The organism is Paracoccus sp. J55 (genome assembly GCF_000513975.1).
Lineage (GTDB): Bacteria > Pseudomonadota > Alphaproteobacteria > Rhodobacterales > Rhodobacteraceae > Paracoccus.
In genome coordinates this window covers 373,826-387,355 of the sequence record NZ_AZVA01000001.1, presented here as the reverse complement: position 1 = coordinate 387,355, position 13,530 = coordinate 373,826, and the positions used below count along the sequence as shown (strand labels likewise).

At 68.2% G+C, this 13,530-nt stretch carries 14 protein-coding genes and 1 tRNA gene; 6 read left to right on the top strand and 9 right to left on the bottom strand.

Going from position 1 to position 13,530, the window contains the following annotated elements:
- Positions 1 to 78 precede the first annotated feature (78 nt).
- The 4 genes from PARJ55_RS0101940 to ihfA all read right to left on the bottom strand — a co-directional run bounded on the left by PARJ55_RS0101940 (position 79) and on the right by ihfA (position 2,313).
- Complete coding sequence (locus PARJ55_RS0101940) at positions 79 to 1,146, bottom strand: 2'-deoxycytidine 5'-triphosphate deaminase (protein WP_028711457.1); 1,068 nt, start codon at positions 1,144 to 1,146, stop codon at positions 79 to 81.
- Between the two features lie 60 nt (positions 1,147 to 1,206).
- Positions 1,207 to 1,284: transfer RNA gene (locus PARJ55_RS0101935), tRNA-Pro, on the bottom strand.
- A 124-nt stretch (positions 1,285 to 1,408) separates the two neighbouring features.
- Complete coding sequence (locus PARJ55_RS0101930; RefSeq protein ID WP_028711456.1) at positions 1,409 to 2,005, bottom strand: MerR family transcriptional regulator; 597 nt, start codon at positions 2,003 to 2,005, stop codon at positions 1,409 to 1,411.
- A complete protein-coding gene (gene ihfA / locus PARJ55_RS0101925; protein WP_028711455.1) occupies positions 2,005 to 2,313 on the bottom strand; it encodes an integration host factor subunit alpha in 309 nt (102 codons plus the stop codon). The genes PARJ55_RS0101930 and ihfA overlap by 1 nt, the downstream gene beginning before the upstream one ends.
- A gap of 211 nt (positions 2,314 to 2,524) precedes the next feature.
- Here ihfA and PARJ55_RS0101920 point away from each other — a divergent pair, with 211 nt between their 5' ends.
- Complete coding sequence (locus PARJ55_RS0101920; RefSeq protein WP_028711454.1) at positions 2,525 to 2,800, top strand: DksA/TraR family C4-type zinc finger protein; 276 nt, start codon at positions 2,525 to 2,527, stop codon at positions 2,798 to 2,800.
- Positions 2,801 to 2,804: 4 nt separating this feature from the next.
- On the opposite strand, the gene PARJ55_RS0101915 is transcribed toward PARJ55_RS0101920, so the two are convergent.
- The 4 genes from PARJ55_RS0101915 to PARJ55_RS0101900 form a co-directional block, all read right to left on the bottom strand.
- A complete protein-coding gene (locus PARJ55_RS0101915) occupies positions 2,805 to 3,776 on the bottom strand; it encodes a beta-ketoacyl-ACP synthase III (RefSeq protein ID WP_036697414.1) in 972 nt (323 codons plus the stop codon).
- On the bottom strand, positions 3,776 to 4,888 hold the full coding sequence (plsX, locus tag PARJ55_RS0101910) for a phosphate acyltransferase PlsX (RefSeq protein WP_028711452.1): 1,113 nt from the start codon (positions 4,886 to 4,888) through the stop codon (positions 3,776 to 3,778). The genes PARJ55_RS0101915 and plsX overlap by 1 nt, the downstream gene beginning before the upstream one ends.
- Before the next feature lie 17 nt (positions 4,889 to 4,905).
- The gene (gene rpmF, locus PARJ55_RS0101905; RefSeq protein WP_011748153.1) at positions 4,906 to 5,112 is read right to left on the bottom strand and encodes a 50S ribosomal protein L32; all 207 of its coding nucleotides are present in this window, start codon (positions 5,110 to 5,112) and stop codon (positions 4,906 to 4,908) included.
- Between the two features lie 291 nt (positions 5,113 to 5,403).
- The gene (locus PARJ55_RS0101900; protein WP_028711451.1) at positions 5,404 to 6,222 is read right to left on the bottom strand and encodes a sulfotransferase family protein; all 819 of its coding nucleotides are present in this window, start codon (positions 6,220 to 6,222) and stop codon (positions 5,404 to 5,406) included.
- A gap of 158 nt (positions 6,223 to 6,380) precedes the next feature.
- Here PARJ55_RS0101900 and PARJ55_RS0101895 point away from each other — a divergent pair, with 158 nt between their 5' ends.
- Positions 6,381 to 7,958 (top strand): DUF5928 domain-containing protein, encoded by a 1,578-nt coding sequence (locus PARJ55_RS0101895; RefSeq protein ID WP_028711450.1) that lies wholly within the window; start codon positions 6,381 to 6,383, stop codon positions 7,956 to 7,958.
- A gap of 13 nt (positions 7,959 to 7,971) precedes the next feature.
- Positions 7,972 to 8,346, top strand: a complete 375-nt coding sequence (locus tag PARJ55_RS0101890; RefSeq protein ID WP_028711449.1) for a histidine triad nucleotide-binding protein — start codon at positions 7,972 to 7,974, stop codon at positions 8,344 to 8,346.
- On the opposite strand, the gene PARJ55_RS0101885 is transcribed toward PARJ55_RS0101890, so the two are convergent.
- A complete protein-coding gene (locus PARJ55_RS0101885; protein WP_028711448.1) occupies positions 8,334 to 9,293 on the bottom strand; it encodes an ABC transporter ATP-binding protein in 960 nt (319 codons plus the stop codon). The genes PARJ55_RS0101890 and PARJ55_RS0101885 overlap by 13 nt on opposite strands.
- Before the next feature lie 69 nt (positions 9,294 to 9,362).
- Between PARJ55_RS0101885 and PARJ55_RS0101880 the strand changes: the two genes are divergently transcribed.
- From PARJ55_RS0101880 to PARJ55_RS0101870, 3 genes are all read left to right on the top strand, one after another.
- A complete protein-coding gene (locus tag PARJ55_RS0101880; RefSeq protein ID WP_028711447.1) occupies positions 9,363 to 9,551 on the top strand; it encodes a zinc-finger domain-containing protein in 189 nt (62 codons plus the stop codon).
- Positions 9,552 to 9,702: 151 nt separating this feature from the next.
- Positions 9,703 to 12,525 (top strand): DNA polymerase I, encoded by a 2,823-nt coding sequence (polA, locus tag PARJ55_RS0101875; protein ID WP_028711446.1) that lies wholly within the window; start codon positions 9,703 to 9,705, stop codon positions 12,523 to 12,525.
- Between the two features lie 71 nt (positions 12,526 to 12,596).
- Complete coding sequence (locus tag PARJ55_RS0101870) at positions 12,597 to 13,529, top strand: cation diffusion facilitator family transporter (RefSeq protein WP_028711445.1); 933 nt, start codon at positions 12,597 to 12,599, stop codon at positions 13,527 to 13,529.
- Position 13,530: the final 1 nt, after the last annotated feature.

Genomic DNA, 13,530 nt, shown 5'->3' with positions numbered 1-13,530 from the left:
GCTCTGCCCCCGTCGCGCTGGCGCGCGACTCCCCCGGGATATTTGGGCAAGAAAGAAGGCCGGTCCGGGGGCGCGGCGCTAGGCGAATTGCTTGGCGAGCTTCAGACCCTGGCCCTGGTAGTTCGAGGCGATGCCGCTGCCATAGAGCCGGTCGGGGCGGGCGGCCATGCGCTCATAGACCAGCCGGCCGACGACCTGGCCATGTTCCAGCGCGAAGGGCGCCTCGTGGCAGCGCACCTCGAGCACGCCGCGCGCGCCTTGTCCCGCCGCGCCATGGCCGAAGCCGGGGTCGAAGAAGCCGGCGTAATGCACCCGGAATTCGCCCACCATGGCCAGGTAGGGCGCCATCTCGGCGGCGTAATCGGGCGGGATCGCCACCGATTCGCGGCTGACCAGGATATAGAAGGCGCCGGGGTCGAGGATCAGTTGCCCGTCCGTGGTGCGCAGCGCGTCCCAGAAGTCGCGGGCCTGATAGGCGCCGATGCGGTCGAGGTCGATGACGCCGCTATGCGGCCGGGCGCGGTAGCCGACCAGATCCCCCGCCGCGGGGCGCAGATCGACCGAGAAGCCCAGGCCGTCGTCGATCAGCGCCTCGCCGGTGACCAGGGGCTCGGCGGCATGCAGGTCGCGCAGCTCGGCATCCGTCAGCACCGCCTGGCCTTGCCGCAGCCGCAGCTGGTTCAGCCGCATGCCGGGCCGCACCAGAACCGAGAAGCTGCGCGGGCAGATCTCGGCATAGATCGGGCCGTCATAGCCCTCGGGCAGGCGGTCGAATTCGGTGCCCTCGTCGGTGACCAGCCGCGTCAGCAGGTCGAGCCGCCCGGTCGAGCTTTTGGCGTTGGCGACCGCGTCGAGGCTGGCGGGCAGCGACAGCCGCTCCATCAGCGGGACCAGATAGACGCAGCCCTTTTCCAGCACCGCGCCCTCGGTGAGGTCCATGCGGTGCATCTCGAAATCCTTGAGCCGGTCGCTGACCTTGCGGCCGCGCCCGGCCAGGAACGAGGCGCGCAACCGCCAGGCGGTCGCCCCCAGCCGCAGGTCGAGGCTGGCGGGCTGGACCTGTTCGGGCAGGATCGGCTGGTCCGCCGAGATCGCGCCGCTGGCGATCAGCTGGCGCAGGGACGAATCGGGAAGCACACCGTTCACGCGAAACCCTTTCGGCAAAAGGAAACGCCCACCCCTGGACGGGGATGGGCGTTTTCGGAATGGTCGGGCCGGCGAGATTCGAACTCGCGGCCTTCCGCCCCCCAGACGGACGCGCTAACCAGGCTGCGCCACGGCCCGACGAGGGGCATATAGAGCGAAGCGGGCCGCCAGCACAAGGGGCGAAGCACGGAAATTTCGGCAGGAATTTCGATTGCGGTGGTCGGGCCGCCGCTTGCGGCTGCTGGGCGGCCGGTCATGCGGGTCAGCGGGGGGCCGACAGCGCGTCGCGCAGGGTTTTCGCCCCTTCGGGCAGAGACTTGCCTTGCAGCTCATGCAGGCGCAGCGCCAGCGCGGTGGAGGCGAGCCGGCCCAGCCAGTCGTCGGGCGCGGGACCGGCCGCCGGGACGAGGGCGGCGAAAAGCGGCAGCGATTCCGGTGCGGATGGCGGGGGGGAAGGCTGTCTGGCGGGCCGCTGCGGCGCAGGGGGCGAAGCCGGGGCAGGGGGTTCGGCCGCGCGGGGCGGGGCCAGGCGCACGGCCGGGGCCGGGCGCTGGGACGGGGCGGCATCGCCCAGGGTCTCGCCCAGGCGGGCGGCGCCGATCTCGCGCAGGGCGGTGCCCCGGTCGGCGGCGATCAGCCGCTTTGCGCCGCGGATGCTGAGCCCTTCCTCGCGCAGGACCTGGCACAGACCCGCCGCCAGCCGGACATCGTCAGGCCGGTAATAGCGGCGCCCGTCGGCGCGTTTCACCGGCGCGAGCTGCGTGAATTGCGATTCCCAATAGCGCAGCACATGCGGCGCGACGCCCACGAGGCGCGAGACCTCTCCGATGGATCTGAAGGCGTCGGGGGACTTGCTCATCAGCCCTTGCGCCTGTTCCCTGCCGCCACGCGATCCTTCATCAGATGCGACGGCCGGAAGGACAGCACCCGGCGGGGCGTGATCGGTACCTCTTCCCCGGTCTTGGGATTGCGGCCGATGCGCTCGTTCTTGTCGCGGATCGAAAACGTGCCGAAAGACGATATCTTGACCTGCTCGCCGCGCACCAGCGCGTCCGAGATATGGCCAAGCACGCTTTCGACAAGCTGGGCCGATTCGTGGCGGGACAGACCCACCTCACGGAACACGGCCTCGGCCAGGTCCATGCGGGTCAGGGTAGAGTCGCTCATCTCGGAAACCTCTCGAATGCTGCGAAGGATGATTTCTTTACGGCGCCGAGTCAACAACCCCGACCCGATTCCGTTCCCTCAACGGCCGATTTTGTCCCGCATTATTCGCGCCTTACCGGCAAGACCCCGCGCAAGCAGCCCCGCAGCCCGCTTGGAAATGCGGCAATGCGCGCCTATCTTGAGGACGAAGGACAGGCGGGACCGGAAGGATATGGCTGGCGGCTGGGCGCGCGACGACGCGGTGAACGAACAGATCGAGGTCTCGACGCAGGAGGCCATCGAGCGCATGCGGCTGCGCAATGCGCAGGCCGGCGCGCGGGAAAGCGCAGACTTCTGCGAGGAATGCGACGAGCCGATTCCCGAGGCCCGGCGGCAGGCGATTCCGGGCGTGCGGCTTTGCGTCGACTGCCAGTCCGGCCGCGACAGGGCCTGGCGGCCGGCCGGAGGGATCAATCGGCGCGGGTCGAAGGATTCGCAGCTGAAATAACGGCTTACCAGCGCAGGACGACGGAACCCCAGGCGAGGCCGCCGCCGATCGCCTCGGCCACCAGCACGTCGCCGGGCTGGAAGCGGCCTTCGGCATTGGCCACGGAAAGCGCCAGCGGGATCGAGGCCGCCGAGGTGTTGCCATGGTCGGCGACCGTCAGCACCACCTTTTCCATCGGCAGATGCATGCGCTTGGCCGTGGCCTCGATGATGCGCAGATTGGCCTGGTGCGGCACCAGCCAGCCCACCTGCTCGGCGGTCAGCCCGGCCTTGTCCAGCGCGCGATGCGCGGTGTCGGCCAGCTTCTCGACCGCGTGGCGGAACACCAGGTTGCCCTGCATGCGCAGATGCCCGGCCGTGCCGGTCGAGGCGACGCCGCCATCGACATAGAGCAGGTCGCGATACTGCCCGTCGCTGTTCAGGTCGGTGGCGAGAATGCCGCGGTCCTGCGAGGTGCCGGCGCCCTCGGCCGCTTCCAGCAGCACGGCGCCGGCGCCGTCGCCGAAAAGCACGCAGGTGCCGCGGTCGCTCCAGTCCATGATGCGGCTGAAGGTCTCGGCGCCGATGACCAGCACGCGCTCGGCCAAGCCCGAACGGATCATCGCATCGGCATTGGCCAGCGCATAGACGAAGCCGGCGCAGACCGCCTGCAGGTCATAGGCGAAGCCGCCGCGCATGCCCAGGCCCGCCTGCACCATGGTCGCGACCGAGGGGAAGGTCAGGTCGGGGGTCGAGGTCGCCACGATCACCGCATCGACCTGCCCGGCCTCGATGCCCGCATCGGCCAGCGCCGCCTGCGCCGCCCGGATGGCCAGGTCACTGGTGCCCTGGTCCTCGGCGGCGAAATGGCGCCGCTCGATGCCGGTGCGGGCGCGGATCCATTCGTCGCTGGTGTCCAGCTTGTCCTCGAACCAGCTGTTCTCGACCACGCGTTCGGGCAGGTAATGGCCGGTTCCCCGGACGATCGCACGCCGCATCAGGACGCCTCGCTTTCCTTGCTGCCGTTGATTTGGCTGGCCGCCGCGACGGATTGCGCCACGCGCGCCGCCAGCCGGTCCTGGAAGCCGGATTGCGCCAGCCGGAAGGCCAGCTTGATCGCCGCCGAGACACCGGTCGCATCGGCCGAGCCGTGCGATTTCACCACCGTCCCGTTCAGTCCCAGGAAGACGCCGCCATTGACGCGGCGCGGGTCGATGCGCTTTTGCAGCCGCTTGAGCGAGCCCATGGCCAGAAGCGCCGCGAATTTCGACATCACCGACTTGCCGAAGGCTTCCTTCAGCAGTTCGCCCACCAGCTTCGCCGTGCCCTCGCCGGTCTTCAGCGCGACATTGCCGGTGAAGCCGTCGGTTACGATCACATCGACGCGGGCCGAGGGCAGGTCGCCGCCCTCGACGAAGCCGACATAGTCGAAATTCGCCGCCTGCGCCGTGGTGGGGATGAGTTCATGGGCCTGCTTGAGCTCGGGCCGGCCCTTGTGTTCCTCGGTGCCGACGTTCAGCAGGCCGACGCGCGGCCGCTCCAGCCCGAAGCCGTTGCGGGCATAGGAGGCGCCCATCAGCGCATAGGTCAGCAGGTCCTGCGCATCGGCGCGGATATCGGCGCCCACATCCAGCATGACGTTGAAGCCCTGCGGATTGCGCGACGGCCAGAGGCAGGCGATGGCGGGGCGGTTCACGCCGGGCAGCTTGCGCAGCCGCAGCATCGAGAGCGCCATCAGCGCGCCGGTATTGCCGCAGGACACGGCGGCGGTCGCCTCGCCCTGGCGCACCGATTCGAGGGCTGACCACATCGAGGTGCCCTCGCCCTTGCGCAGCACCTGGCTGGGCTTGTCGTCCATGGTCACGACGCCGGCCGCGTCGCGGATGTCGCAACGCTGCAGCAGATCGCCGCGGCGGCCGATCAGCCGCTGCAGCTCGGCCTGCGGGCCGTGGACGATGAAACGGATATCGGGATTCTTCCCGGCGCTTTCGGCCATGCCGGCGACCACCGTCGCCGGACCCCGGTCGCCGCCCATCGCGTCGACCGAGATCACCACGCCGCCCCCGTCGCCAGGGGCGCGAGGCAGAGTGCTGGAATCTGCCGAAGCCATATCCGCGGTCGGTCCGCTCAGGCCGCGTCTTCGTCCAGATCGACCTCATTGGCCTGCGCCACGACCTCGCGGTCGGCATAATGGCCGCAGGAGGGGCAGACGTGATGCGGGCGCTTCAGCTCGCCGCAGTTCGAGCATTCGTTCGGGTTGCCGGCGACGAGCGCATCATGCGAACGGCGCATGTTGCGGCGGGAGCGGGTAACTCGGTTCTGAGGGACGGCCATGTCTCAACCTCAAGTGGTTCGGGGGGCAACCCGGCTGGGCGGCCCCGGATTCGGTGTTCGTGTCTGGGGCGGGCATAGGCCACTGGAGCGTTGGCCGCAAGACGCGAAAACGGGTCGCAGAGCGGGGGCCGCGGTCCGGGATTCCCCCGCCGGTCGAATGAAGGCGGCAAAATAGCGGGATTTCTGCATTTCGCAAGGGGAATCTGCAAGAGAAGCGGCGCATGCGCGCCGCTGCCTCCGGCGGGGATATTTGGGCAAGAAAGAAGCCGGGCGCCGGGGGGCGCGGCGGGTTCAGCGGCCGAGCTTGGCATGGACCTCGTCGAGGTCGATCTCGTTCTTCGGCAGCTTGTTGTCGGGGTCGTCGAAGTCGTATTTGAAGAGCTGGAAATCCTTCTTGTAGATTTCCCAGACCAGATGCCGCGACAGGTCGTCGAAATAATCGCTGACCTTGTGGGCGCGCTTGGGGCCGTGGCCTTCGGATTCGTTGAACTTGGGCACGTCGTTGACGTCGAGCCTGACCGGGGTCGGCGCGGCATCCAGCACCTTCTGCATGCCCTCGTTGAACTTCTCGGTGAAGAAGATCTGGTCGTAGCGGCCGCCGTTCACGATGAAGGTCGAGATATGGCCGGACATGGCCGACCAGTGGATGTCCGGCTCCATCGGCCGGCGCCAGCGGATGGTGTCGCGCGCAAACAGCAGGAAGCGGCGGAAGCTGGCGACCTGGTCGAATTCGAAGCCGTTCTCCGGGCTGCCCACGTCGACGCCGTAGCGCTGCATCAGCTGCGGCACGAGATTGCCGCGGTAACGCTTGCCGTTCCTCTGGATGCCGGCGATCTTGTCGAAGAACGAGGACAGGATGCGCGCATAGGGATTCCTGACGCAGGTGAAGGTCAGCGCCTTGTGTGCCTTGACGTTGCTTTCGATGAGCTGCTGGCTTTCGGGCTGGTTCCATTTGTGCAGCCCGCTGGTGGAATCGTGGATGTCGCCGTCGAAATAGCGGCCATGGTCGGAATAGAACATGATCTGCCCGATCGAGGAACAGGCGCATTTCGGGACGACGCGATAGACCATGCTTTCGCTTTCCGTCATCCAGGTTCCTGGAAAACCCATAACTCTCATTCCCTTCAAAAAAACTGCGCCGGCCGGGGCGGGCTCGGCCGGGTTGCCCCTGCGGCCAAAATCGGTAAGGACACAAAGCAAATCAGCGGCAGAGATTCAACCTGCTGTGGAGCATGCGCCGGCGCGAACCGGAGGGGATGGCTGTATCGATGGCACGGATTGCCTTCATTCTGCTCTGCCACAAGGATCCCAAGGGCGTGGTGGCGCAGGCACGCCGGCTGACGGCCTCGGGCGATTACGTGTCGATCCATTTCGACGGCCGCGCCAAGCCCCGGGATTTCGAGCTGATCCGCGCGGCCCTGGCCGACAACCCCTCGGTCGCCTTCGCGCAGCGGCGCTGGAAATGCGGCTGGGGCGAATGGTCGCTGGTCGGCGCCACGCTGGAGGCGGTGCGCGCCGCCGTCGTCGCCTTTCCGCAGGCCACGCATTTCTACATGCTGTCGGGCGACTGCATGCCGATCAAGTCGGCGGAATATGCCCATGCCTTCCTGGACGCCGAGGATTGCGACTATATCGAGAATTTCGACTTCTTCGAATCGGACTGGATCAAGACCGGCTTCAAGGAAGAGCGGCTGATCTACCGGCACTGGTTCAACGAGCGGACGCGGAAATGGCTGTTCTATGCCAGCTACGACCTGCAGAAGCGCCTGGGCCTGACCCGGCCGGTGCCCGCCGACATCCAGGTGATGATCGGGTCGCAATGGTGGTGCCTGCGCCGCCAGACGGTCGAGAAGGTGCTGGATTTCTGCGCCACCCGCCCGGACGTGCTGCGGTTTTTCTCGACCACCTGGATCCCCGACGAGACCTTCTTCCAGACCATCGTGCCGCATGTCGTGCCGCGGAAGGAAATCCGGGCCCGCACGCTGACCTATCTGATCTTCACCGATTACGGGATGCCGGTCACCTTCTATAACGACCATTACGACCTTCTGGTCGGGCAGGACTATCTGTTCGCGCGCAAGATCAGCCCCGAGGCGATCCGGCTGCGCGAGCGGCTGGGCGCGCTTTGGGCGGCGCGCGGGGTGCATTTCCCGATCTCGAACGAGGCGACCGGGCTCTTTCGCTTCCTGACCGCCCGGGGCCGGGTCGGGCGGCGCTTCGGCCAGCGGTTCTGGGAGGCCGAGGGCAGCCTGGGCCGGGCCAATACGCTGCTGCTGGTGGTGGCCAAGAAATGGCATGTCGCCAAGCGCCTGACCGCGGCGATCCGGACGCAGACCCCGATCCCGGCGGTGGATTTCGTCTTCAACGAGCATCGGGCGCATCTGCCCGATCTGGGTGGGGTCGAGACCACCATCGAGAAGCGCGACCGGCATCGGCGGGCGCTGATCCGGCTGCTGTTCGAGCATTTCGAATCGAACCGGCTGGTGCTGTGCCTGGACCCTTCGGCGCTGCATCTGATCCAGGACCTGACCTCGGACAAGGCCGACACCCGGCTGCTGCTGATCGATTCGCGTTTCGACGACGATTATCTGCGCGGCCATATCGCCCGGGTGGGCCTGGCCGGGGCCGAGACCGCGCCCGAGGTGATCGAGCGGCTGCTGCCGACGGTGCGCGCCGACCTGGAGCACGAGGCCGAGCGGCTGCGCGACATGGATTTCGCCGGTTTCCACGCCATCGCCCCCTGGCGCCCGCCCGAGGAGAACGCCGCGCAGCTGGCGCGTTTCCTGGACGTGCCGGCCACGGCCGCGCTGGCGCTGGCCCGGACCGAATACCTGTTCGACGATTGAGGAGAGAACCGCCATGCCCGCCTATGACGACAGCAACATCTTCGCCCGCATCCTGCGCGGCGAGATCCCCAATGATACCGTGCTGGAGACCGAGCATACGCTGGTCTTTCGCGACATCCGGCCGCAGGCGCCGGTGCATGTGCTGGCGATCCCCAAGGGCGCCTATGTCAGCTATGACGATTTCGCCGCGAACGCCTCGGAAGCCGAGATCGTGGATTTCCACCGCGCCGTGGCGAAAGTGACCCGCGAGCTGGGCGTGGCGCTGGACGGCGGCCGGGGCTTCCGCGCCATCACCAATGCCGGGCCGGACGGCGTGCAGGAGGTGCCGCATTTCCACATGCACATCCTGGGCGGCCGCCCGATGGGCCGCATGGTTCAGCCGGGCTGAGGCGCGGGGCGCGAGGTCAGCTGGACGAAGACATCCTCGAGGTCCGGCGCCTCGACCGCGACGTCGCGGATCGCCAGCCCGGCTTCGCGCAGCGCGTCGATCAGCCGGTCCGCCGGGATGCGCGAGGGCGCGTAGCTGAGGGCGAGCCGGCCGTCGCCGCGCCGCTCGGCCCGCACGCCTTCGGGCAGGGCGGGCAGGGCGCGGCCTTCGCCGGTATCGACCACCAGCGTCTTGGAATCGGCCCGGCCGAGCAGGGCGGCGGTATTCTCGCACAGGATCAGCGCGCCGTGGTCGATGATGGCGATGCGGTCGCACATCTCTTCGGCCTCTTCCAGGTAATGCGTGGTCAGGATGATGGTCATGCCCTGGTCGTTCAGCCGCCGCACGTTGCGCCACAGCATCTCGCGCAGCTGGATGTCGACGCCCGCCGTCGGTTCGTCCAGCACGAGGATCTGCGGCCGGTGCACCAGCGCCTTGGCCAGCAAGAGCCGCCGCTTCATGCCGCCCGAGAGGTGGCGCGAATAGCTTTCCGCCTGATCCGTCAGCCCGACCAGCTCCAGCAGCCCGTCGGTCCAGCGCTCGCGCTTCGGCACGCCGTAGAGGCCGGCCTGCACCTCGAGGCTGGCGCGCGGGGTCAGGAACGGGTCGATGTTCAGCTCCTGCGGCATGACGCCGATGGCGGCGCGGGACTGGCGCGGGTTCACGTCCTGGTCGAAGCCCCAGATCGTCACCCGGCCCGCGGTCTTGCGCACCAGCCCGGCCAGGATGTTGATCGTGGTGGACTTGCCGGCGCCGTTCGGGCCCAGCAGGCCGAAGATCGAGCCGGCGGGAATCGCCAGGTCCAGCCCCTTCAGCGCATGTTTCGCCGGCGCCTTGCCGGCGGCGGCATAGGTCTTGGTCAGACCTCTGATTTCGATGGCGTTCGGACTGCTTGCGGGGGCTGGCATCGGCTCTTCGCGTTCATTATGATCGCCGCCGGTTTAACCGCGTTTGTCGTCAAAGCTCAAGGAACCGCCATGACCATCCCGGCCCCCGAGATCCAGACCGTCACCTCGTGGAAGGTCGCCTGCGACGGCGACGAGGCGCGGGGACTGGGCCATCCGCGCGTCTGGCTGGCCATTCCGCAGGATACCGGCTGGGTCGAATGCGGCTATTGCGACAAGCGCTTCGTCATCGACCGCGAACACGCGCACGACGATCACTGATCGCGCGCCATGGCGGCCTGGTTGGGGTGGTGCGGTTGCCGCGCCTCCGGCGGGGGTATTTGTGAAACAGTGAAGGCGGGGGCGGTCTTGGCCCGGTCGGCGCTTCGTGGCAGTAAGGGGCCTTGGACGCTGGCAGAAGGATGAGGCGCAGATGACGGACGGATTCGGCAAGGGCCATCACCTGCATCTGATCGACGGCTCGGCCTTCATCTTTCGCGCCTATCATGCGTTGCCGCCCTTGACCCGGCGCTCGGACGGGCTGCCCATCGGCGCGGTGGCCGGGTTTTGCAACATGGTCTGGAAGTATCTGCAGGACGGCAAGGGTTCGGACCAGCCGACCCATGCGGCGGTGATCTTCGACCATTCGGCGCGGACGTTCCGCAACGATATCTATCCGCTCTACAAGGCCAACCGGCCCGAGCCGCCCGAGGATCTGCGGCCGCAATTCCCCCTGACCCGCGAGGCGACGCGCGCCTTCAACATCGCCTGCATCGAGACCGAGGGCTTCGAGGCCGACGACATCATCGCAAGCCTCGCCTGCCAGGCGCGGGATGCCGGCGGGCGGGTGACGATCATTAGCAGCGACAAGGACCTGATGCAGCTGGTCGGCGGCGGGGTCGAGATGATGGACCCGATCAAGGGCAAGCCCATCGGCCCGGACGAGGTGCGCGAGAAATTCGGCGTCGGGCCCGAGCGGGTGGTGGACGTGCAGGCCCTGGCCGGCGATTCCATCGACAACGTGCCGGGCGCGCCGGGGATCGGCATCAAGACCGCCGCGCAGCTGATCCAGGAATATGGCGATCTGGAAAGCCTGCTGGCGCGGGCGGAGGAGATCCGGCAGCCCAAGCGCCGCCAGACCCTGATCGACCATGCCGAGCAGATCCGCATCTCGAAGCGGCTGGTCGAGCTGGATTGCCGCATGGCGCTGGATTTCAGCCTGGAGAGCCTGGAGATCCGCGAGCCCGATCCCGAGGCGCTGCTGGAATTCCTGACCCGGATGGAGCTGCGCACCCTGACCAAGCGCGTGGCCGAACGGTTCGGGACCGAGGCGCCGACCCTGGCCGAGGTGGCGGCGCCCGCGGCCGCCGCGGCCGATGCCGAGCCGGCCGTGCCCGCCGCCGCGCTGCCGGCCATCGACCGCGGCCTTTACGTCACCATCCGCGACGAGGCAGTGCTGGCCGCGTGGCTGGCCGAGATCGCCGAGACCGGCGTGGTCGCCATCGACACCGAGACCACCGGGCTGGACGAGATGCAGGCCGAGTTGGTGGGTGTCTCGCTGTGCACCGGGCCGGGGCGGGCGGCCTATCTGCCGCTGGGCCATGTCGACGGCGCCGCCGACCTCTTCGGCTCGGGTGCGCGGGCCGAGGGGCAGATGGATCTGGAGCGCGCGCTGGCGATGCTCAAGCCGGTGCTGGAGGATCCCTCGGTGCTGAAGATCGGCCAGAACATCAAGTATGACTGGAAGGTGCTGGCCCGCCACGGCATCCGCATGGCGCCCTTGGACGACACCATGCTGCTGTCCTATGCGCTGAATGCCGGGGCGCATAACCACGGCATGGACGAGCTGGCGGACCTGTATCTGGGCCATCGCTGCCTGCCGATCAAGGACCTGATCGGCTCGGGCAAGGCGCAGATCAACTTCTCGCAGGTTGCGATCGACAAGGCCAGCGAATATGCCGCCGAGGATGCCGAGGTGACCTGGCGGCTCTGGCATTACCTGCGCCCGAGGCTGGCGCCGAACCATGTGACCACCGCCTATGAGCGGCTGGAGCGGCCGATGATCGGCGTGCTGGCCGATATGGAGATGGCCGGCATCCGCATCGATTCCGAGCATCTCAAGCGCATGTCCAACGCCTTTGCGCAGAAGATGGCTGGGCTGGAGGCCGAGATCCACGAACTGGCCGGCGGTCCCTTCAACGTCGGCAGCCCCAAGCAGCTGGGCGAGATCCTGTTCCAGCGCATGGGCCTGGCCGGCGGCAAGCAGGGCAAGACCGGCGCCTTTTCCACCGGCGCCGAGGTGCTGGAGGACCTGGCCGCCGAGGGCCACGAACTGCCCGCCCGGGTGCTGGACTGGCGGGCGATCTCGAAGCTGAAATCGACCTATACCGATGCGCTGCCCCTGCATGTGAACCCCGAGACCGGGCGCGTGCACACCTGCTATTCCATCGCGGGCGCACAGACCGGGCGGCTGGCCTCGACCGATCCGAACCTGCAGAACATCCCGGTCAGGACCGACGAAGGCCGGCGCATCCGCGAGGCCTTCGTCGCCGCGCCGGGGATGCGGCTGGTGAGCCTCGATTACAGCCAGATCGAGCTGCGGATCCTGGCGCATGTGGCGCAGATCCCGGCGTTGAAGCAGGCCTTCCGCGACGGCATCGACATCCATGCCATGACGGCGAGCCAGATGTTCGGCGTGCCGGTCGAGGGCATGGACCCGATGATCCGCCGCCGCGCCAAGGCGATCAATTTCGGGGTGATCTACGGCATCTCGGGCTTTGGCCTGGCGCGCAACCTGCGCATTCCGCGCGCCGAGGCGCAGAGCTTCATCGACACCTATTTCGAGCGTTTCCCCGAGATCCGCGCCTATATGGACCGCACCGTCGCCGGCGCGAAGCAGGACGGTTTCGTGCGCACGCTGTTCGGGCGGCGCATCATGACGCCGGGCATCAACCAGTCGGGACCGGCGGCCGGGGGCGCGCGGCGCGCCGCAATCAACGCTCCGATTCAGGGCGCGGCGGCCGACATCATCCGCCGGGCAATGATCCGCATGCCGGAGGCGATCGCGCATCTGCCGGCCAGGATGCTGCTGCAGGTGCATGACGAGCTGGTCTTCGAGGTCGAGGAGGGCGCGGTGCCCGAGCTGATCGAGGTGGCGCGCGGCGTCATGCAGGGCGCGGCCGATCCCGCGATCCGGCTGGACGTGCCGCTGATCGTCGATGCCGGGCAGGGGCTGAACTGGGCCGAGGCGCATTGAGGGCTGGCGGTCGCGCGAGTTGCGCGGCCGCATGGGTATTTGGGGAACGAAGAAGCCGGCGAGGGAACGGGATGGGCCATTCGCATTCGCATTCGCATGACGGCGGGCACGGCCATGCGCATCTGCCGGGCGGGGCGGGTGACGGCACCATCCTGGTCGCGGTGGTGGTCAACCTGGCGCTGACCGGGGCGCAGATCATCGGCGGCTATGTCGCGGATTCCACGGCGCTGATCGCGGACGGGGTGCATAATCTCTCGGATGCGCTGGCCTTGGTGCTGGCTTTCGGCGCCCGGCGGCTGGCGCGGCGGCCCGCTAGCCCCGACATGAGCTATGGCTGGGGCCGGGCCGAGATCGTCGCGGCCTTCGTCAACTACATCGCGCTGATCGCGGTCTCGGTCTGGCTGGGGATCGAGGCGCTGGGCCGGCTGATCGAGCCGCCGCAGGTCGCGGGCGGGCTGGTCATGGCGCTGGCGGGCTTTGCGCTGCTGGTGGACATGGCGACCGCGGCGCTGGTCTGGCGCGCCTCGAAGGAAAGCGTGAACATCCGCGCCGCCTTCCTGCACAACCTCGCCGATGCCGCGGTTTCGGTCGCGGTGATCCTGGGCGGGGCGCTGATCTGGGCCTTCGGATGGAATCTCGCCGATCCGGTGCTGACGCTGCTGATCTCGGCGGTGATCCTGTGGCATATCGGCCGGGAGATCGGGCCGGTGATGCGCATGCTGATGCTGGCGGCCCCCGCCGGGGTGGATCACGCGGCGCTGGCCGGCGCCATGGCCGGCGTCGAGGGCGTGGCCGGCGCGCATCACCTGCACCTGTGGCAGATCGACGAGCGGCGCACGGCGCTGTCGGCGCATCTGGTCATGCGCGAGGGCGCCGATCCGGTCCTGGCGGTGCGCCGGGTCAAGGCCCTGCTGCGGCGGGATTTCGGCATCGACCATGCCACCATCGAGACCGAGCGCGCAGGCGAGGCCTGCGGCGACGACCATGCAGGCCATCGCCACTAGC

Excerpts from the sequence above, each read along its gene's own strand:
- PARJ55_RS0101930 (WP_028711456.1), bottom strand. The coding sequence starts at position 2,005 with ATGAGCAAGTCCCCCGACGCCTTCAGATCCATCGGAGAGGTCTCGCGC.
- PARJ55_RS0101885 (WP_028711448.1), bottom strand. The coding sequence starts at position 9,293 with ATGCCAGCCCCCGCAAGCAGTCCGAACGCCATCGAAATCAGAGGTCTG.
- polA (WP_028711446.1), top strand. The coding sequence starts at position 9,703 with ATGACGGACGGATTCGGCAAGGGCCATCACCTGCATCTGATCGACGGC.
- rpmF (WP_011748153.1), bottom strand. The coding sequence starts at position 5,112 with ATGGCCGTCCCTCAGAACCGAGTTACCCGCTCCCGCCGCAACATGCGC.
- ihfA (WP_028711455.1), bottom strand. The coding sequence starts at position 2,313 with ATGAGCGACTCTACCCTGACCCGCATGGACCTGGCCGAGGCCGTGTTC.
- PARJ55_RS0101920 (WP_028711454.1), top strand. The coding sequence starts at position 2,525 with ATGGCTGGCGGCTGGGCGCGCGACGACGCGGTGAACGAACAGATCGAG.
- PARJ55_RS0101900 (WP_028711451.1), bottom strand. The coding sequence starts at position 6,222 with ATGGGTTTTCCAGGAACCTGGATGACGGAAAGCGAAAGCATGGTCTAT.
- PARJ55_RS0101890 (WP_028711449.1), top strand. The coding sequence starts at position 7,972 with ATGCCCGCCTATGACGACAGCAACATCTTCGCCCGCATCCTGCGCGGC.
- PARJ55_RS0101880 (WP_028711447.1), top strand. The coding sequence starts at position 9,363 with ATGACCATCCCGGCCCCCGAGATCCAGACCGTCACCTCGTGGAAGGTC.
- PARJ55_RS0101870 (WP_028711445.1), top strand. The coding sequence starts at position 12,597 with ATGGGCCATTCGCATTCGCATTCGCATGACGGCGGGCACGGCCATGCG.
- plsX (WP_028711452.1), bottom strand. The coding sequence starts at position 4,888 with ATGGCTTCGGCAGATTCCAGCACTCTGCCTCGCGCCCCTGGCGACGGG.
- PARJ55_RS0101895 (WP_028711450.1), top strand. The coding sequence starts at position 6,381 with ATGGCACGGATTGCCTTCATTCTGCTCTGCCACAAGGATCCCAAGGGC.
- PARJ55_RS0101915 (WP_036697414.1), bottom strand. The coding sequence starts at position 3,776 with ATGCGGCGTGCGATCGTCCGGGGAACCGGCCATTACCTGCCCGAACGC.